Consider the following 18,053-nt stretch of genomic DNA (forward strand, 5'->3'; position numbering starts at 1 on the left):
ATCACCCGCCTCACCGACCGCCGCCCCACCCCCATCGACCACATCCTGCACTGGTCGACATGGCGCCGACGACGCCAACACCAAGCCCGTATCAGCCACTACAAACGACGCGGACACAGCCCCTGAAGACTGCCCAGCAATCAGAACAAGCACCGTTGCAGTACTAGGACGCTCAGTCGAGGGCGAACGGGTCCTGGAGCACCGCCGACCGCTGGTCGGTGAAGATCCCCGCCGGCGGCTCCTCGACCGGCAACGGCACGACACTGCCGTGGCTGCCGCCGACGCAGCGGGCGAACGGCCCGGTGAAGGGGTCCGTCAGAGCACGCATGTGCGGGTCGACGTGATGGGTCCACCAGCTCGACATGCCCAGCTGGGCGTCCCAGCGCAATGCCTCCCAGGCACGCCACAGGGAGTCGAGCCGGGAGAGCGCCTCGGCGTGGCGATACCACTCCGGGCACCACACTCGCCCGGATTCGGGTGTGGGAAGCGAGACGAGATAGATGAACCGGTCGGAGACGAACTCGGCGACGTTCGGGTAGAACAGATCCCCAGAACGCTCGGCCGCCTCCTCATCCCGCCGGATGTCCTCGGCGGACTCGCCCCGCTCCTCGTCGTGGAGTGGTGATGTCATGGCGTCATACTCCTCTTCGCAGCCGTACGTCGGTGGCCTCGGCGTGGCGTCCGACGCGGTCCAGAACTCTCGCGAGCCCGGTCACGGCCCGTCTCAGTTCGGCCTGCCGACGCGGGTCCTGGTTCACCAGGACCCGGTAGAGCCGGACAGCCCGCCGCGCCGGTTCCACTCCTCGGGCGGCCAGGCGCACGTCGTGCCGCCCCGCCAGGCTCAGCGTCCCGCCCAGCCGGTACAGCAGCCACGCAGTCTGGTCCTGCGATTCGCCGGGGCGAGCGGTCAGGGGCCCGCACGCCTCCTCCGCCTCGAGTGCGGCGCTCCAGGCCGCGCCCTGCTGTCCGGCCATCGCCCGCGCGTCGGCAAGGCGCAGGAGAGCGTGGCAGAAGCGCCGTTCCTGGCCTTCCGGGTCCGTGACGAGCAAGCGGCGCCTGACGCGCGCTTCGTGCTCGGCGACGCGCAAGGCATCCTGGAAGCGGCTGGTTCTCAGCAACGCGAGGCAGAGCTCGATGCAGGTCTCGGCCAGGTACACCTCGTGTCGCGTGTCGCCGGCCGACAGTTCCACACGCAGTTCGTACGCCTCCCACAGCACCGGAACCGCCCGCTCGGCCGTCGACCAGGACGACCCATAGCTGGAGCCCAGGTCGTGCAGGCAAAATGCCAGCCCTTGGCGCCCTTCCTCGCTGTCGCGGGACAGCCGGCGGTACTGCGGGAGCGCCTGTCTCAGCAGGATGCGTGACGCGACTTGCCGGTTGTGCCTCCGGTACAGGTCGGAGGCGTCGTGGAGGCCGAAGGCATGGCTCTCCGTGTACAGGCTGGGGGCGTACTTGCTGAGCCGTTTTTTGATGTCGATGCCGTCGTTCAGGGTGGCGAGGGCCTCCGCCGAGCGGCCCAGGGCGGCGTAGGAGCTGCCGAGTTGGAGGGCGGTTCCTGCCCGGGCGTTCAAGTCGCTGGCGTTGAGAGACAGTTCGGCGCCGTCGTAGATCCGAAGGGCCTCCTTGAACTCCTCCACCGCCACCTCGTGGTCGCCTGTCTCCGCGTGGAAGCTGGCGCGGAGGTCCATCGAACGGGCCAGTTCAGGCTCGGTGATACCGAACGGACTGTTGTCTACCAGGGCTCGGCGATGCTCGATGGCTTCCCCGACGGATTCCAGCGCCTCCTCATGCTTCCCGTCGTAGAACTGGTCCCAGGCGAGGTTGTGCAGCAGCTGCGCCAGGGTGGCGAGATGGACCTGCGGAAGCTCCTCGGCCAAGGGGCGAACCAGTGCGATCGCCTCGTGATCCAGCGCCATCGTCTCGCCGCGGGGCCGGGAGGCGTTGCTGTAGTCGATCGCGAGATTCTTGAGGGCCCTCGCGAGGTCGGCGCGAAAGGCGTCCGGGTTCTCCGTCGCCAGCCGACGACAGGCGTCGACGTCCTCCTCACCGAGCGGCAGCGCCTCCGCATGCCGTTTGAAGCGCCACAGGTTCGAGCCTCGCTCGTTCAGCGCCGCGCTCAGCAGGAGCGGGTCCAGATCGGGGTGATCCGCCACCAGCTTGCGGGCACGCTGGACGGCCTCGTCCGTGTAGGCGTCGGACTGGGCGATCTGGTCGAAGCGAATCCTGTCCGGAGCCAGCCGCCAGATCACCCGTGACAGGTTGAGGAGCGCCTGCACCAGACCGCGCTCGCGTTTCTCCCACTCCTCCCCGTCCTCGGCCGCCAGCGCGCGGAACAGGCTCAGCGCCCGGTCGCCGGCCTCGTGCGCCTCCGGCAGGCGTCCGGTCATGTGCGCGGCGCGGGACAGCACCAGCAGCGAATCGGCCCACTCCGTGCGGTGCGCCATCGTCCCGTCGTCCGCGAGGCGTTGACGGATCGCCACCGCGCCCTCGGCCGCGACCCGGGCGTCCGCCCAGGCTCCGACGGCCAGTTGCCGCTCCGCGAGATGGTGCAGCGCCCACGCGCGGGCGCTCAGCGCCTGCGGGCCGTCGTCCATGGCCTGGCACAACCGGTTGAGTTCGCGGGCGACGTCGAGTGCGTACTCGCGCAGCACATGGGTGCTTTCCGGCAGGGCGTCGGAGTGGGCGCGCAGCATGGCGGCGGTCAGCGGCGCCTCGGCAGGGACCGCGCGCAGTGTCTCGCGCAGCCTGTCGACGATGTCGCGCGCCTTGTCCTTGCGGTCCGCATTGGCGTGGGCCACGGCGGACCGGGCCAGCACGGTCAGGGTCTGCACCCGCTGGTGGTCCGGGGCGCGGGCGAACAGCCGTCCGAGCAGCCCGGGTTCCCGGACGATCTGCTCAGAAGCCTGGAACTCCGCCAGCCGGTCCGGCTCGAGCCGGCCCCAGTAGCGGCCCTCCGGCGGTGGGTACAGAGCGCACAGCCAGGCGACGACATTCCCGACCAGCGGCCGCGGTTCATGAGGCAGCAGCCGGGCGATGGTGGCACGCGCCTCCTGTTCGTCCTGGGCCGGACACAGGACGGCCGCCGTCACCGCCTGGCCGAGCAGTTCCTTCTCCCGGGGGCCCATACCCCGCCCGTCGGCGGTGTCCTGCCAGTACGTGTTCTCGTGCTCCAGGAGTTTGGCCTCCAGCGGGTCCTGCTCCCGCTCGGGGGCCTGAACGTGGCGCAGCAACGCGGCCAGCGCCGCCATCTGCACGGTCAGCGCCGTTTCGGGCCCCTGGCTCGCCGCAGGGCGAGCGGGGCGGAGTCCGTCCGCCAACCCGGGCCAGTCGAGGTCCTTCTTGGCGGTCACCTCCGCCAGTCGATGGGAGAGGTCCCGCGCCGCCAGCCGGAACGCCTGCTCCCGGTCGGCGGCGCCCGGGCTGAGCGCGTGCAACCTGATCTCGCGGAGGGCACCCTTCGCCACCCGGTCCCCCCACGAGCCGAGAGAGCGGGCGAGCAGCAGCAGCCGCACCGGATACCCGGACTCCTCCGCCGCCTCCCACAGCTCCCTGACCAGCTCCGGCCGCGTCTCGGCGTAGTCGACGACCAGCAGCAGCGGATGCTGGACCATGCGCAGCGCCGGCAGGCCCTTCGGCTTGCGAAGCACCTGCCCCGCCACCCAGCCCTGCTCCCGCATCCGCACCATCAGCTGTCGCGCCAGCCGGGTCTTGCCCTGCCCTCCCGGGGCGGTGAGCACACGGGCGGAAGGGAGGGCGTCCCGGTCCTGGCGGCACCACTGCTCCAAGTCGGCAAGCGTGTCCTGCCTGCCGTGGAACTGCACCACCTCGGCGTCGGCCCGCAGCAGCATGGTGGGAGAGGTCACCTCCCGTTTGGGCGGCGCCGCCTCCAACAGGTCGGCGAGTTCGGCCGGTTCGAGCTGCGGGTCCGCGGAGGTCGCCTCGCGGACCACCGAGCGGAATCCCGCACAGGCCAGCAGGTCCTCGCTGCGGGTGTACGCCAGCCGTGTGCCCACTTCCGGCCGGCGGTCCTCCCGCACCATGCCGAGCAGCAGCTTCTGGCCGGACAGGAAGACGGCCGCGCCCGACATCCCGGACCAGTGGGTGGTCCGGCGGGCGGTCTCGGGGGCGAGTCCCGTGGTGTCGTACGCCAGCAGGCCGGCGTTGTCGAGGATCTCGAAGGCCTCACCGCCACCGTGCGGCCGAACCTGCCCGATCAGCGTCTCCCGGCCGCGCCTGACCACCTTCTCCGGTCCCTCGCCGTCCGCCTGCCGCTGCTGCCGTGGGAATCCCGTGGCGGCGACTTGTAATTGGCCCCCACTCGTCACGCAGCGACCCCAGCGCTGCGGGCGCAGGCCCCGGGCGTCGCGCAGCGGTTCGGGCGGCTCCCAGACCTCGGCCGGAATCTCCAGCAGGGCGGCGTCCACGTTCTCGTCGGGCTCTCGCCACCGCACCACGGCGGGGAACTCCGCATCCGAATCCGGGTACGACACGGTGATCTTCCCCGGCGCCTCGGACGCCGGCAACAGGTGCGAGGCAGTCAGGACGAGCCGCGGCGCGATCAGATAGCCGCTGCCGAAGCTCCGCACTTCATCGCCGAATCTCCATCGAACCTGGACGACCCGCTTCTCTTCCATCGGTCCGTCGCCCCGGCTACTCGACGTCGCCCACGGCCACGCTCCCGCCCCCGCGCTGCTCCGGGTTCAGGCGCAGGGTCACACGCTGGGTCGACCGTGCCGAGCGCTCACCGCGGGCGTTGGCCTCCGCCACGCCGAACCGCAGCGTCCCGCCACCGTTCCGCGTCCGCACCAGCTCGACCTCGAACTCCGCGGTGATCTCGCCGAGCACGAAGCGCAGTTGGGACCCCTGGCCGCGGAACTGCGCCTCGGACAGTTGCTCTCGCAACACGTCGATGGCATCGGCCAGGTCCAGCCAGTCCTCGTCCTGCTCGTCGCGCGCCATGCCCCCGCCTCCGTCGCCGTGTCGTCGAGCCCGCACATCCTAGTGACCTTGTAACCCGTCACGCAGGTTCGTGAACACGATGACGCCGATCACGTCCGGCGTGGGCGGCGGATTCGGCGATGATCAGCGCGGCGCCGAAGGTCGGAGCCGTATGGGGGCTGCCTGCGGCACGAGTCCTAGTCGGCGATGGCGATGGCCTGCGACGGGCACCCCTCCGCCGCGGCCCGGACCTCCGGATCGTCGCCGGTGTTCTCACGGCCCGGTATGACCGCACCGAAGCCGCCCTCCGCGGTGAAGACGGACGGCACCCGGTAGACGCAATCGCCGGAGCCGTAACAGCGGTTGGGGTCGACGGAGACCTTCATGTCCCTTCCCGTTCCCTCCGGACGACCCCGTGAATCGAGCCCGCCGCTACCGGTCGAAGGGCAGCTCCAGCATCCGGATGGCGTTCCCCCGCAGCAGCTTGTAGGTCACCTCGTCGGAGAGGCCGGCCACATGCTCGGCCGCCACCTTCTTCGTCTCCGGCCAGGTCGAGTCGACGTGCGGATAGTCCGTCTCGAAGGTCGCGTTGTCCACGCCGACGGTCTCGATGGACTCGATGCCGTGCCGGTCACGGAAGAAGCAGCAGAAGATCTGCCGGTAGTAGTACGTCGACGGCGGCTCCGGAATCAGGTCCTTGACGCCGCCCCACGCCCGGTGCTCCTCCCACACGTCGTCCGCGCGCTCCAGGGCGTACGGGATCCAGCCCATCTGCCCTTCGCTGTAGGCGAGTTTGAGCCGGGGGAACTTCACCAGCACGCCGCTGAACAGGAAGTCCATCATCGACGCCATGGCGTTGTTGAAGCTGAGGGAGGCCTGGACGGCGGGGGGAGCGTCGGGTGACGCGGCCGGCATCTGCGAGGACGACCCGATGTGCATGTTCACCACGGTCCCCGTCTCCTCGCAGGCCGCGAAGAAGGGGTCCCAGTAGCCGGAGTGGATCGAGGGCAGCCCGAGGTAGGTCGGGATCTCGCTGAAGGTGACGGCGCGGACGCCCCGGGCGGCGTTGCGGTGGATCTCCGCGACGGCCAGCTCGATGTCCCACAGGGGGATGAGGCACAGCGGGATCAGCCGGCCGCCGCTGTCCCCGCACCACTCCTCGACCATCCAGTCGTTGTAGGCGCGCACACACGCGAGGCCGACCTCCTTGTCCTTGGCCTCGGCGAACGTCTGCCCGCAGAAGCGGGGGAAGGTCGGGAAGCAGAGCGAGGCCTCGACATGGTTGAGGTCCATGTCCTCCAGCCGCGCCTTCGGATCCCAGCAGCCCCGCCGCATCTGCTCCCGCGTGATCCCGTCGAGCGTCATCTCGTCCCGGGAGAAGCCGACGGCCGCGATGATGCGCTTGTACGGGAACAACTCGCCCTCGTACTCCCACCAGTCGGTGATCTGGCCGTCCGGATCCGTGGTGAACCGGTACTTCCCGCCGACGTACGCGAGTTCGCCGATGCCGGCGGTGAAGGGCTGCGGCCCCTTGTCCCGGTACTTGGCCGGGAGCCACGTCTCGAAGAGGTGCGCCGGCTCGATCACGTGATCGTCCACGCTGATGACCTTGGGCAGATCCCTGGTATCGCTCACGCTGTACCCCTAATCTGACGATCCATCAGATTCAGAGGTTAGGGCAGCCTTCTCACGGCAGCAAGGGAATGGCGGCACGGGAACCGGCGCCCTACCCCGGGGAGGTCCACATGCAGAGCATCTGGCTGAGCGGCGCCGAGTGGCTCGCCGTCCTCCGCGTCGGCCTCGGCCTGTGGTGGCTGGAGAGCTGGCGGCACAAGGACAAGCGGGACTGGTTCGGAGGCGGCGGCATCCGATGGGCGGCCGGCATCGCGAAGGAACACCGGTGGCCCTTCGTCCGGCAGGGCTTCGACCGCATCGTCAAACCCCGCCCACGCCTCATGGCGTACGTCGTCGCCTACGCGGAACTCGCCCTCGGCCTCGGTCTCATCGCCGGCTTCCTCACGCCGATCGCCCTGGTCGCCGGCCTCCTGCTCAACCTGATCTATCTCGTCCTGATGATCCACGACTGGGCCGAGCAGGGGCAGAACCTCATGATGGCGCTGATCTCACTGGTCACGCTGTTCGCGATGGGGTGGCAGTCGTGGTCGGTGGACGCGGCGCTGGGGCTGTTCGGGTAGGTCGTGGCCCTAAGGGGCGGGGAGCGGTCGCGGCGCTACAGCAGGCGGATGCCGGTGAGGGGGACGTTCCATTCGTTTCTCTCGACGTGGCCGTAGCCATCCTGAGCCGCGGCCGGAACCGCGAGCAGCATCAGCCCGGCGAGGGCAACGGCCAGGACGGCGCGGACACGACGCTTCACGGTTCCTCCTCGGCGATGACAGTGCCGACCACCCTGCTCCGGGCCGCCGGTCCCGCCCGCCCGGACACGCCGCTCAGCTGGTGGGTTCAGCCGCTCGGTCGGCCCCCTACGTCCCGTACGTCCCGTACTCCGGAAGTCCCGTCGATTCGAAGACGTGCACCGACAGGCCGCCCGGTGTCGTCTGTTGGCTGACGAGACGCAGGCCTGCCGGGGCGCCGCCGTCCGGGAACAGGCGTCGGCCCTGGCCCACCACGACCGGGGCGATCGCGAGCCGCAAGGTGTCGACGAGACCTGCGGCCAGCAGGGACTGGGCCAGCCGGGCGCTGCCGTGGATCTGCAGTTCCCGTCCGGGCTGCCGCTTCACCTCGGCGACCTCGGCGGGGATGTCGCCGGACAGGATCGTGGTCGGGTTCCAGTCCGCCTTGGTCAGGCTGTGGGAGGCGACGTACTTCGGCAGACCGTTCAGGATGCGGGCGCCCGGATGGTCGGTCATCGTCGGCCAGTCCCGCGCGAAGTTCTCGTACGTACGGCGTCCGAACAGGAACGCGTCCGCCTCGCCGAGCCAGGCGGCGGCCAGCCGCTCGAACTCCTCATCCAGATGCGGCACGAACCAGCCGCCCCGCGTGAACCCGTCACTCGGGTCCTCGTCCGGGGAGCCCGGCCCCTGCGAGACACCGTCGAGCGTCAGAAACTCCTGAACCACCAGCTTCATCGCACACCACTCTCTCCTCGGCAGGGAGACGGGACCGTCCCCATTCCTTGGACACCGTGGCACACGGAAACTCATCGGCCCGCGAGCACCGTCGTCGATCTCACCGCATTCTTGAGCGAGCGATCCAGATAAGTTACGGTGGGCGCATGGCAAGGACCCGGGAGTTCGACACCGAGGCGGCGGTGAGCCGTGCGATGGAGCTGTTCTGGGCGCACGGGTTCGAGGCGACCTCGGTGCGCGACCTGACTCAGCACCTCGGGATCGGGCAGGGCTCCCTGTATGCCGCGTTCGGCGGCAAGGACGGCCTGTACCGGGCCGCGCTGGAGCACTACCGCACCACGTTCGCGGCGGCGGCCCTGCGCAGCCTCGACGAGGGGACGGATGCCCGGTCGGCGATCCGGGCACTGCTGGTCGAGCGGATCCGGATCGCTGTCGAACACGGCGGCAGGGGCTGCTTGCTGGTCAATGCCGCCACCGAGCGCCTGCCGGAGGATCAGCCGACCCTGCGCACCGTACGGGATGTGCTGGGCGCCAACCAGGACGCGCTCACCGACCTGCTGCGCGCGGCGGCGGAGCGCGGCGAGATCTCGGCGCGGCACGACCCGCACACCCTCGCCGCCTTCCTCGTCACCTTCCTCAACGGCCTCCTGGTGTCCTCGAAGATCACGCCGGACGCCCGCGCCCTCGAACCCCTCGTGGAGGTCGCGCTGACCACGCTCGACTGACTTTTTCATGCCCTGAATCTGTATCGGACGATCCAGATAAGTGAGAGAGAACGAATGATCCTCGACCATCACGACGAGCCCGCCCGCACCGGCCGTGCCACCGTCAACGGCACGAGCCTCCACTACCGGACGGGCGGGTCCGGCCCGGCGGTGGTACTCCTGCACGGCGTGCCGAAGACCAGCTACCACTGGCGCCACCTCGCCCCGAAGCTGACGCCGCACCACACCGTCGTAGCGCCCGACCTCCGTGGCCTCGGCGACTCCGCACGTCCCGCCGACGGCTACGACTCCGCGACAATGAGCGACGACATCGCCGCGCTCATGAGTCACCTCGGACACGACACCTACAGCGTGATCGGCGAGGACTGGGGAGCGGTGATCGGCTACCAGCTCGCCGCCCGGCACCGCGATCACGTGCGCGCCCTGGTCTTCGCCGAGGCCCTGTTCCCCGGGTTCGGCTTCGAGGACCACACCGCACTCACGCACGACAACGTCGCGAGCGGCATGCACCTGTGGCACCTGGGCTTCTACTTCCAGCCGGACGTGCCCGAGATGCTCATCGCCGGACACGAACGCGAGCTGATCACCTACATGATCAAATACGAGCGCAGCCACCCGGACACCGCCACCCCCGACGCGATCGACGAGTACGTCCGCTGCTACTCCATGCCCGGCGGCATCCGCGCGATGCTGTCGATCTACCGGGCGATGCTCGTCGACGCCGAGCAGAACCGGCAAGCAGCCCGGAAGAAGCTGGACATCCCCGTACTCGCCCTCGGCGGCTCGGCCTTCATCGGCGACCGCAACGAGTCCCAGATGCGGCAGTTCGCCCACGACGTCACCGGCCACGTCTTCAACGCCGGACACGACCTCGCCGAAGAGGTACCCGACGAGATGGCCGACGTCGTACTGCCCTTCCTGGCCCGGCGGACGTAACGCGCCACCGGGTGGTCAACCCGCCGACACGGGCCCACACTGAAGACGGCCCTTTTGCTTGCTGCTCCAGCACGGCGGCCGGTCCCCACTCAGGAGGACGACGTTGACTTCCTTCTCACCCGGCTTCCGAGGTCGTGCCCACCCGATGGCGAAGCGGCTGCCGCCCGGGCAGTACCCGACCGAGTCGTTCCCGGTGCTGTCGGCGGGTCCCACCCCGCGGGTCACGAACGAGACCTGGTCATTCACCGTCACCACGGAGCTGGGCGAGGCGCGGAGCTGGACCTGGGACCAGATGATGGCCCTGCCCCAGCAGGAGACGGAGACCGACATCCACTGCGTGACCCGCTGGTCGAAGTTCGACACGCGGTGGCGCGGTGTGTCCCTCGACGCCTTCCTCGAGGGAGTGGAGACGACCGCCGACTACGTGGTGGCCCACAGCTACGGCGGCTACACCACCAACCTTCCGCTCGAGGACCTTCTCGACGACAGGGCATGGATCGTCCACAGCTACGACGGCTACCCCCTCTCGCCCGAGCATGGCGGGCCGGCCCGGCTGCTGGTTCCCCACCTCTACTTCTGGAAGTCGGCCAAGTGGGTGCGCGGGCTGCAGCTCACCCATGAGGACGAGCCGGGCTTCTGGGAGTCCGCCGGCTACCACAACTACGGCGACCCGTGGCGCGAGCAGCGTCACTGGGGTGACTGACCATGGCTCTCGCCTGGTTGCCGGCACGGCTGGCCGAGCGGCGCGCGCAGACCGCGACCGCCCGCACCCTGGTCTTCACCGCGCCCGGCTGGCCCGGCCACCTGCCCGGGCAGCACATCGACGTACGTCTCACCGCGGACGACGGCTACCAGGCGGTCCGCAGCTACTCCCTGGCCGCGCCCGCCGGCGAAGACCGCGTGGAGTTGGGCGTGCAGGCTGTCGCCGATGGCGAAGTCTCGCCGTACCTGGCCGACCAGCTGCCGCCGGGCGAGGAGGTCGAGATCCGCGGACCGCTGGGCAACTGGTTCGTGTGGCGCCCGGAGCAGACCGAGCCGGTGCTGCTGGTGGCGGGCGGCGCCGGTGTCGTACCGCTGATGTCGATGATCCGTGCCCACCGCCTGGCCGGCTCGCGCAGCCTCTTCCAGTTGATCTACTCCGTGCGCGGCCCCGAGGACGTCTGGTACCGCGACGACCTCACTGACGGGAACCCCTCCCTCGACACCCGATTCATCCATACGCGTCGAGCGCCGCACGGCACCGCCCGCGCGCCTGGGCGCATCAACGCCGCGGATCTGGCGGAGCCGACGGCCCGGCTGAAGCCGCTGAGCCCCGTCTACGTCTGCGGTTCGACCGGATTCGTGGAGACCGCCGCCGACCTGCTCGCCGAGATGCTCAGCAATCAGGGGAAGGACCCCGCGACCATCCGCACCGAACGCTTCGGCTGACCCGTTCCGCTCTTGTCCCATGGGAGATTCGCATGGCAGATCCCCTCACCTACCTCGACGGCAACAGCCTCGCCGGTCCGTTGTCCGAGATCCTTTCCGTGGAGCCCACCACGGCCTGGTGGCGCTGCCCGAACTGCAAGCAGTCCGGGCCGCTGGCACACCTGCACATCTACGGACCCGAACCAGGAATGACCGCCCGGTGCCCGGGGTGCGCCTACATCGCGCTGCGTCTGGTCCGCGAGGAGGACTACGTCTGGCTCACCATGGGCAGCGGGACCGGAGCCTTTCGCTTCCGTGCCGCATGATCAAGGACATCGCCATGCAGACACTGCGCATCGCCGTCGCCGGTGCGACCGGGAACATCGGAACCCTCACCGTGGCCGCCCTGGGGCGGGCCGGACATGACGTCGTACGCATCAGCCGCTCGTACGGCGTGGATCTGCGTACCGGCGACGGCCTGGACGCCGCCCTGACCGGCGCTCAGGCGGTCATCGACACCACGAGCCACGAGGCGGCCGACCGGGACGAGGCCGTGGCGCACTTCGGCGCCACCACGCGGAACCTGCTCGCCGCCGAGGAGCGAGCGGGCGTACGTCATCACGTGCTGCTGTCGATCGTCGGGCTCGACCGGGTCGACGGCAATCCGCACTATGCCGGCAAGCGGGAGCAGGAGCGCCTCGTGGCCGAGGGCCCGGTGCCCTGGACGATCGTTCGGGCCACGCAGTTCCACGACTTCGCCGCGACGGTGACCAGCTGGACCCGGCAGGACGGCGTCGCCACGATCCCGCCGCTGCTCGTGCAGCCGATCGCGCCCGCGGACGTGGCCGATGTCCTCGCCGAGATCGCCACGGGTGCACCGCAGGGGCGTTACCACGATGTCGCCGGCCCGGAGCCGCAGGATCTGGTGGACATGGCCCGGCGTACCAACGACGCGCGCGGCCACGCGGTGAAGCTCGTGCCGACGTGGTCGTCGCTGCTGGGCGTGGAAATGGCCGGCGACGTGCTTCTGCCCAGCGCGGACGCCCGTATCGCGCCGACCACTTTCGACGAGTGGCTCGCGCAGCAACGATGAAGAACCGGGGCCGAAGCTCACCCTCCCACGATCATCGCCGCCCGCCGAACTCCCAGTCGTGCACCTCGATGCCGTCGTACCGGTCCGCTGTCAGGACGGCGCGTGCCGTGGCCGGGTCCGGGGCCCTGAGCAGCACTGCCGTACCCACCCAGGTGGCGCCGTCGTCGGAGAGCAGCGGCCCGTACGCGATCAGCTCGTCCCGGTCGGGCGGTACGGCGACGTCGGCGGCCGGCCCCGAGCCCAGACCGAGCACCAGATACCGGTTGCCGTCGCTCGGGCCACCAGGGAAGTCCCACATGGTGCGCCCGAGCAGGTTCCGCCACCGGCGCAGCAGCACGTCCCGGTACGCGCCGGCCTGGTAGTTGGGCTCGTCGAAGGCGAACGCGCGGGCGGCGGCGGGATCCGGCAGATCGACGATGTGCACGCTGCCGGTGGGTGTTTCGCCGTCGTCGGCGAAGGTCGGGCCGCGCGCGATCAGCTCCTTCGCATACCGGTCCATGTACGACCAGTGCGCTTCCCGCAACTCGTGGCGCAACGTGACGGATCCGGGCCGGTCGCGGTGGTAGCAGAAGTACTCCATGCGCCCAGACTCTCCCAGAACAGGGGGAGGCACGGAGCCGTGAAGGCCCCTGACATCCTTGCCCCGTGCCGAATCCCACCCCCGTCACCCCCGACGCCCCCGTCCCGATACCCGACCCGCTGCTCACCCAGCACTGGCTCGACCTCTGTTTCATCCACTGGGCCGTCGAACCGGACGTGGTGGCACCGCTGTTGCCGGCCGGCACCGTGCCCGACACGTGTGGCGGGATGACGTACGTCGGGCTGGTCGCGTTCCGGATGGACAAGGTGGGGTGGCTGCGGCTGCCGGGGGTGCCGTACTTCGGGTCGTTCCCGGAGACGAACGTGCGGCTGTACTCGGTCGGCGCGGACGGGCGGCGCGGTGTGGTGTTCCGGTCGATGGACGCCTCGCGGCTGCTGCCGGTGGTGATGGGGCGCGTCGGCTTCCGGCTGCCGTATCTCTGGTCCCGGATGAGCGTGCGCGCGGACGGCGACACCGTCTCGTACGAGAGCGTCCGCCGCTGGCCCGGACCGCGCGGCGCATCCAGCCGTATCGCCGTGCGGGCCGGTGAACCGATAGAGGTGCCGAGCGAGTTGGAGCTTTTCCTCACCGCCCGCTGGGGCATGCACAACCAGTTCTCCGCGGGCGCCGCCTATCTCCCCAACGACCATCCCCGCTGGCCGCTCCACCGCGCCGAGCTGATCCACTGCCAGGAGGACCTGGTCGCCGCCGCCGGGCTGCCCGCCCCGGTCGTCGCCCCCGTCAGCGTTCTCTACTCCCCCGGAGTGCCCGTCCGGTTGGGACGGCCTCTCAGGAGTTCCATGTCTCGTCGTACGGATCCCGCGGCTGAGCCACCGGCCGGGCCTCGCTGACCTCGATGAACGGGATCGGGCCGTCGTTGACCGGGTCGTGCGTCCGGCGGTCGGTGTAGGTGCCGGTGACCTCCAGCCAGGTGTCCGGTTGCAGCACCGGCGGGATGTGTCCGGTCAGGCCGACCTTGACCGGCTGGGCGTCCGCCGCACAGCAGTTGAGGGTCATGCGGACGAGGTAGGGCGTGCCGTCGCGGTCCAGTGCGAGGAAGCCGGTGATCTTCAACTGGCGGTCGCGGAGGGAGCGGCCGTCGTCGTAGACCGCGCGGCCCGCGTAGTCGGCGAGGGCGAGGCGCAGTGGGCCGCTCTCCGGCAACTTGCTGAATCCGTACGGCTCTTGCAGGGCCGTCCCCGTGCGTACGGCGCTGTACGAGCCGAGGGCCGGCGGCGCGACCAGGATCAGGGCGAGGACGGGGAGGGCGAGCAGCCACGAGACGCGGGGTTCGTGATGCCCGGCGTGTCCGTCGGACCTGCGCCGCTCGTACCAGACCGTCGCCAGCGCCGCCGCGATCAGCACCGCGCCGGACAGCAGCACCAGCGGGCGCAGGCCCGCCTTGACGTACCGCAGGTACAGGTCGGTCAGGCCCGCGTGCAGCAGGCTCGCGCCGAGCAGGAAGAGTACGGCCGCCTGGGCCTGCCGGTTCACAGCAGCACCGCCCCGGTCAGCACCGACACCAGCACCGCCAGCACAAAGGTGGCGGGCGCGAAGCGCAGGGCGAAGTCGCGGCCGAAGGTGCCCGCCTGCATCGCGAACAGCTTCAGGTCGACCATGGGCCCGACCACCAGGAACGCCAGCCGGGCCGTGAGCGAGAACTGCGTCAGCGACGCCGCGACGAACGCGTCCGCCTCCGAGCAGATCGACAGCAGGACGGCGAGCACGGCGAGGGCCAGCACGGCGATCACCGGGTTGTCGGCCGCCGTACGCAGCCAGGTCTCCGGCACCACCGCCTTCAGCGTGGCGGCGGCCATCGCGCCGAGCACCAGGAAGCCCCCCGCGTGCATCACGTCGTGCCGGACCGACCCCCAGAACGCCGCGCCCTTGCTCTGACCGTCGTACGACGAACGGGCCGGCGGCTGCAGCCACTCGGCGCGGCCGAGCCGTAGCCACAACCAGCCCATCGCACACGCCACCAGCAGGCTCGCGACGAAACGGGCGAGGACCATCTCGGGGTTGCCGGGGAAGGCCACGGCCGTCGCGGTCAGGACGATCGGGTTGATCGCCGGGGCGGAGAGCAGGAACGCCAGCGCCGCGGCCGGAGTCACCCCGCGCCGCACCAGCGCGCCCGCCACCGGCACCGACGCGCACTCGCACCCCGGCAGCACGGCCCCCGCCGCCCCGGCCACCGGCACGGCGAGCGCGGGACGCCCCGGCAGGGCGCGGGCGAAGAACGACGGCGGCACGAACACCGCGATCGCGGCCGACAGCAGCACCCCGAGCACGAGAAACGGGAGCGCCTGTACGACGACGGCGACGAACACCGTCATCCAGCTCTGCATCACCGGCACGGCCAGCATCCGGCGGATCGGGCCCTGCGCGAGGACGGCGAGGACCAGCACCATGGTCAGGACGAGGGGGGAGTTGAGGTGCCTGCCCTGTGCCTGTGGTTCCTCCGGGTTTTCCACGGGCGTGGCCGGGGGTGGCTTGGTGATGGCCACGGGTGGGGTACCTCCGCGGTTGGTTGGGTGCGGGCCGGTGGGGGCTGGTCGCGCCCACGCGGCGGAGCCGCATATCGGCACAGTCCCGCGCCCCTATCGGGGCGCTGAACTCCTCCCCTCTCATACGGCTGAACCGTGCCGGGCGTTCAAGCTGTTGTTGGAACCATGCGTCTCCCTGAGGCAGTCTTTCCCCTCGTGGGCAGCAGCGTTCCGAATCAGGGTCAGCCGGGCGGTACGTCCGCGCACATGGTGGTGTGCGGCGACGACGGTCTGGCGCACCGGCTCGCCGCCGAGCTGCGTGGGGTGTACGGCGAGCAGGTCACCCTCGTCGTACCGCCCTCGGTGACCACCGCGCGGCCACCGGTGGTCGGGCGGGCGCGGGCGGCCTCGGTGGCGCTGCTGGACCGGTGGGTGAGCCGGGCCAACGGGGACCCCGCCGGCAACGGGCGGGTCGTGGAGGCGCCCGAGATCACCGAGGCCGTGCTGGCCGACGCCGGTGTGGACCGGGCCGCCGCGCTGGCGCTCGTGTACGACGACGACGAGACCAACATCCGCGCCGCCCTCACCGCCCGCCGGATCAACCCCCGGCTGCGGCTCGTCCTGCGGCTCTACAACCGGCGGCTGGGGCAGCACATCGAGGAACTCCTCGACCAGGCGGCCGCGTTGGCGACCGGGATCGGCGACATCGGCGCCGACGCGTCCACGACCGTGCTGTCCGACGCCGACACGGCCGCACCGGCGCTGGCCGCCACCGCGCTCGCCGGGACCAGCAAGGTCGTACAGACGGACGGGCTGCTGCTGCGGGCGGTCGAGCGGCAGCCGTGGCGGGGCCGGATCGCCGATCCGGGGCTGGCCACGCTGGCCCTGCTGTCGCCCACGAACAGCGACTCGGAGAACGGCGACGAGCAAGGGCCGCAGCTGCTGCCCGACGACGCGGCGGTCCGGGCCGCCACCGGGCGCGGGGCCGTGGTCCTGGAGCAGGTGTCGTACTCGGGTCCGTCGCTGCCGGCCGGCCGGGCGGGCGGTGTCTTACCGGCGTTCGCGTCGCTGTTCTCGCGGCGGCTGCGCTGGTCGCTGGCTGGCCTGGTCGGGTGTGTGCTGGCGCTCGCGGTCGCGCTGACGGTGGTCACCGGGGACCATCCGCTGTACGCGACGTACGAGACCCTGCTCGATCTCTTCGCCATCAACGAACCCGCCCTGAACCAGTCCGTCGGCCGCCAGATCCTCCAACTCCTGACCGGGCTGCTCGGGTTGCTGCTGCTCCCCGTGCTGCTGGCCGCCGTGCTGGAGGCGCTGGGTACCTTCCGCAGCGCCTCCGCCCTGCGCAAGCCGTCGCGCGGGCTCGGCGGGCACGTCGTCCTGCTCGGCCTCGGCAAGATCGGCACCCGCGTGCTGACCCGGCTGCACGAGCTGAACATCCCGGTGGTGTGCGTCGAGGCCGACCCGGACGCGCGCGGGATGGCGACCGCTCGGCGACTGCGCGTGCCGGTGATCCTCGGAGACGTCACCCAGGAGGGCGTCCTGGAGTCCGCCAAGATCCACCGCGCGAACGCGCTCCTCGCGGTGACCAGCGCGGACACGACGAACCTGGAGGCCGCGCTGTACGCCCGTTCCGTACGGCCCGACCTGCGCGTCGTCCTGCGCCTGTACGACGACGACTTCGCGACCGCCGTCTACCGCACCCTGCGCGCCGCCCACCCGGGCGCCTCCACCCGCAGCCGCAGCGTGACGCATCTCGCCGCTCCCTCCTTCGCCGGCGCGATGATGGGCCGCCAGATCCTCGGCGCGATCCCGGTCGAGCGGCGCGTGCTGCTGTTCGCCGCCGTCGACGTGGCGGGGCATCCGCAACTGGAGGGCAAGACCGTCGCCGAGGCGTTCCGGCCGGGGGCGTGGCGGGTGCTGGCCCTGGACACGGCCACACCCGACGAACGCCAGCCCGATCTCACCGTCCCGCCGTCGCCGGACAACGACAACGGGGACGCTCGTCCGTCAGGGCTCGTGTGGGACCTGCACGAGGGGTACGTGCTCCAGGCCCGGGACCGGGTGGTGCTGGCGGCGACTCGGAGGGGGCTGGCGGAGCTGTTGGGACGAAGGCGGCGGGCGCCGGCGGGGACGTGAGCATCAAGGGCTCAGCGCGACATCGGCCTGCGCAGCAGCCACTGCGTGAACGTCCTGCGCGGGGGCCGCACCACCACGCGGCCGTGGGCCTTCTGGCCGGCCAGCTCCACTCGCAGGGTGACGGGCGTATCGGTATTCGTCGGAGTCCGGCGGTGCTTGAGCTTGCAGTGGACCAGTTGCAGACCGTCCGTATCGATCTCGACGCCCGGCCGCGTGATCAGCTTCAGGGTCTTGCCCGCCATGGCCACGTCGATCTGCAGGGTGTCGTGCGTGATCACCGCGTCGGTGAAGTCGAGTGCCACATCGCAGTACGTCACCGCGAGTTCCAGCCTCCGCGGTACCACCCAGCGCCCCGCGCGCTCGATCGCGCCGCTGAAGACCTGCTCGATCCGGACCACGTCCTTGACCTCGGCCACGGTCGCGCCGGTCGTGGCCGATACGGGCGGCAGGTCAGCGGTGAGCGCAGCCAGTTCGCTCAGAGTCCGTGCCGTCAGGGCGGCTTCGACGCGCTCGTCCAACTCGTCCGAGGTCAGCAGGCCTTCCCCCGCCGCGATACGCAGCACATCGACCACCCGGTCCCGGTCCGCATGAGAGGCTCGCAGCTCGGGCGACGAGCCGGGGCCGGAGTGCTTCCCGGTGGGCGAAATCTCTCCCGACATGCTTCCG

General features: G+C 70.7%; 20 protein-coding genes. 9 read left to right on the forward strand and 11 right to left on the reverse strand.

All coding sequences use genetic code 11. From position 1 onward, the window contains the following. Positions 1-172: 172 nt before the first annotated feature. The 5 genes from ACTWQO_RS37200 to ACTWQO_RS37220 all read right to left on the reverse strand — a co-directional run bounded on the left by ACTWQO_RS37200 (position 173) and on the right by ACTWQO_RS37220 (position 6,573). Positions 173-631 (reverse strand): DUF4913 domain-containing protein, encoded by a 459-nt coding sequence (locus tag ACTWQO_RS37200; protein ID WP_443241797.1) that lies wholly within the window; start codon positions 629-631, stop codon positions 173-175. A 4-nt stretch (positions 632-635) separates the two neighbouring features. Continuing rightward, positions 636-4,586, reverse strand: a complete 3,951-nt coding sequence (locus ACTWQO_RS37205) for a trypsin-like peptidase domain-containing protein (protein ID WP_443241798.1) — start codon at positions 4,584-4,586, stop codon at positions 636-638. A gap of 64 nt (positions 4,587-4,650) precedes the next feature. Next, complete coding sequence (locus ACTWQO_RS37210) at positions 4,651-4,959, reverse strand: trypco2 family protein (protein WP_443241799.1); 309 nt, start codon at positions 4,957-4,959, stop codon at positions 4,651-4,653. A gap of 176 nt (positions 4,960-5,135) precedes the next feature. Next, positions 5,136-5,324, reverse strand: a complete 189-nt coding sequence (locus ACTWQO_RS37215) for a ferredoxin (protein ID WP_443241800.1) — start codon at positions 5,322-5,324, stop codon at positions 5,136-5,138. A 46-nt stretch (positions 5,325-5,370) separates the two neighbouring features. Continuing rightward, positions 5,371-6,573 (reverse strand): amidohydrolase family protein, encoded by a 1,203-nt coding sequence (locus tag ACTWQO_RS37220; protein WP_443241801.1) that lies wholly within the window; start codon positions 6,571-6,573, stop codon positions 5,371-5,373. Between the two features lie 110 nt (positions 6,574-6,683). Between ACTWQO_RS37220 and ACTWQO_RS37225 the strand changes: the two genes are divergently transcribed. After that, positions 6,684-7,133, forward strand: coding sequence for a DoxX family protein (locus ACTWQO_RS37225; protein ID WP_443241802.1), 450 nt, complete (start codon positions 6,684-6,686; stop codon positions 7,131-7,133). Between the two features lie 35 nt (positions 7,134-7,168). Here ACTWQO_RS37225 and ACTWQO_RS37230 read toward each other — a convergent pair whose 3' ends face one another. Both ACTWQO_RS37230 and ACTWQO_RS37235 read right to left on the reverse strand, forming a co-directional pair. Then, complete coding sequence (locus ACTWQO_RS37230) at positions 7,169-7,312, reverse strand: hypothetical protein (RefSeq protein WP_443241803.1); 144 nt, start codon at positions 7,310-7,312, stop codon at positions 7,169-7,171. Between the two features lie 106 nt (positions 7,313-7,418). Further along, positions 7,419-8,024 (reverse strand): dihydrofolate reductase family protein, encoded by a 606-nt coding sequence (locus ACTWQO_RS37235; protein WP_443241804.1) that lies wholly within the window; start codon positions 8,022-8,024, stop codon positions 7,419-7,421. A 146-nt stretch (positions 8,025-8,170) separates the two neighbouring features. Between ACTWQO_RS37235 and ACTWQO_RS37240 the strand changes: the two genes are divergently transcribed. From ACTWQO_RS37240 to ACTWQO_RS37265, 6 genes are all read left to right on the forward strand, one after another. Beyond that, positions 8,171-8,749 carry a TetR/AcrR family transcriptional regulator gene (locus ACTWQO_RS37240; protein WP_443241805.1) on the forward strand — a complete coding sequence of 193 codons (579 nt, stop codon included), beginning with the start codon at positions 8,171-8,173 and terminating at the stop codon, positions 8,747-8,749. A gap of 54 nt (positions 8,750-8,803) precedes the next feature. Then, positions 8,804-9,685: an alpha/beta fold hydrolase gene (locus ACTWQO_RS37245; protein WP_443241806.1), complete on the forward strand. Its 882-nt coding sequence runs from the start codon at positions 8,804-8,806 to the stop codon at positions 9,683-9,685. 145 nt (positions 9,686-9,830) lie between these two features. Then, complete coding sequence (locus ACTWQO_RS37250; protein ID WP_443241807.1) at positions 9,831-10,388, forward strand: sulfite oxidase-like oxidoreductase; 558 nt, start codon at positions 9,831-9,833, stop codon at positions 10,386-10,388. A 2-nt stretch (positions 10,389-10,390) separates the two neighbouring features. After that, positions 10,391-11,113 carry a ferredoxin reductase gene (locus tag ACTWQO_RS37255; protein ID WP_443241808.1) on the forward strand — a complete coding sequence of 241 codons (723 nt, stop codon included), beginning with the start codon at positions 10,391-10,393 and terminating at the stop codon, positions 11,111-11,113. 32 nt (positions 11,114-11,145) lie between these two features. After that, on the forward strand, positions 11,146-11,418 hold the full coding sequence (locus ACTWQO_RS37260; protein ID WP_443241809.1) for a DUF6510 family protein: 273 nt from the start codon (positions 11,146-11,148) through the stop codon (positions 11,416-11,418). 14 nt (positions 11,419-11,432) lie between these two features. Beyond that, positions 11,433-12,185 carry an SDR family oxidoreductase gene (locus ACTWQO_RS37265; RefSeq protein ID WP_443241810.1) on the forward strand — a complete coding sequence of 251 codons (753 nt, stop codon included), beginning with the start codon at positions 11,433-11,435 and terminating at the stop codon, positions 12,183-12,185. 31 nt (positions 12,186-12,216) lie between these two features. Here the strand turns inward: ACTWQO_RS37265 and ACTWQO_RS37270 are convergent, their stop codons facing one another. Beyond that, positions 12,217-12,765 (reverse strand): YciI family protein, encoded by a 549-nt coding sequence (locus tag ACTWQO_RS37270; protein ID WP_443241811.1) that lies wholly within the window; start codon positions 12,763-12,765, stop codon positions 12,217-12,219. Positions 12,766-12,830: 65 nt separating this feature from the next. Here ACTWQO_RS37270 and ACTWQO_RS37275 point away from each other — a divergent pair, with 65 nt between their 5' ends. Continuing rightward, positions 12,831-13,616 (forward strand): YqjF family protein, encoded by a 786-nt coding sequence (locus ACTWQO_RS37275; RefSeq protein ID WP_443241812.1) that lies wholly within the window; start codon positions 12,831-12,833, stop codon positions 13,614-13,616. Here ACTWQO_RS37275 and ACTWQO_RS37280 read toward each other — a convergent pair. Both ACTWQO_RS37280 and ACTWQO_RS37285 read right to left on the reverse strand, forming a co-directional pair. Then, entirely contained in the window at positions 13,555-14,259 is a 705-nt protein-coding gene (locus ACTWQO_RS37280; RefSeq protein ID WP_443241813.1) for a TIGR03943 family putative permease subunit, read from the reverse strand. The genes ACTWQO_RS37275 and ACTWQO_RS37280 overlap by 62 nt on opposite strands. After that, entirely contained in the window at positions 14,256-15,269 is a 1,014-nt protein-coding gene (locus ACTWQO_RS37285) for a permease (protein ID WP_443241814.1), read from the reverse strand. Before ACTWQO_RS37285 ends, ACTWQO_RS37280 begins: the two co-directional genes overlap by 4 nt. A 246-nt stretch (positions 15,270-15,515) precedes the next feature. On the opposite strand from ACTWQO_RS37285, the gene ACTWQO_RS37290 reads away from it, so the two are divergent. Further along, positions 15,516-17,387, forward strand: a complete 1,872-nt coding sequence (locus tag ACTWQO_RS37290) for an NAD-binding protein (protein WP_443241861.1) — start codon at positions 15,516-15,518, stop codon at positions 17,385-17,387. Between the two features lie 11 nt (positions 17,388-17,398). Here the strand turns inward: ACTWQO_RS37290 and ACTWQO_RS37295 are convergent, their stop codons facing one another. Continuing rightward, on the reverse strand, positions 17,399-18,046 hold the full coding sequence (locus ACTWQO_RS37295) for a DUF1707 SHOCT-like domain-containing protein (protein ID WP_443241815.1): 648 nt from the start codon (positions 18,044-18,046) through the stop codon (positions 17,399-17,401). Positions 18,047-18,053 lie beyond the last annotated feature (7 nt).

Origin of the sequence: Streptomyces sp. 4N124, assembly GCF_052245395.1 — a bacterium.
Classification (GTDB): Bacteria; Actinomycetota; Actinomycetes; order Streptomycetales; family Streptomycetaceae; genus Streptomyces.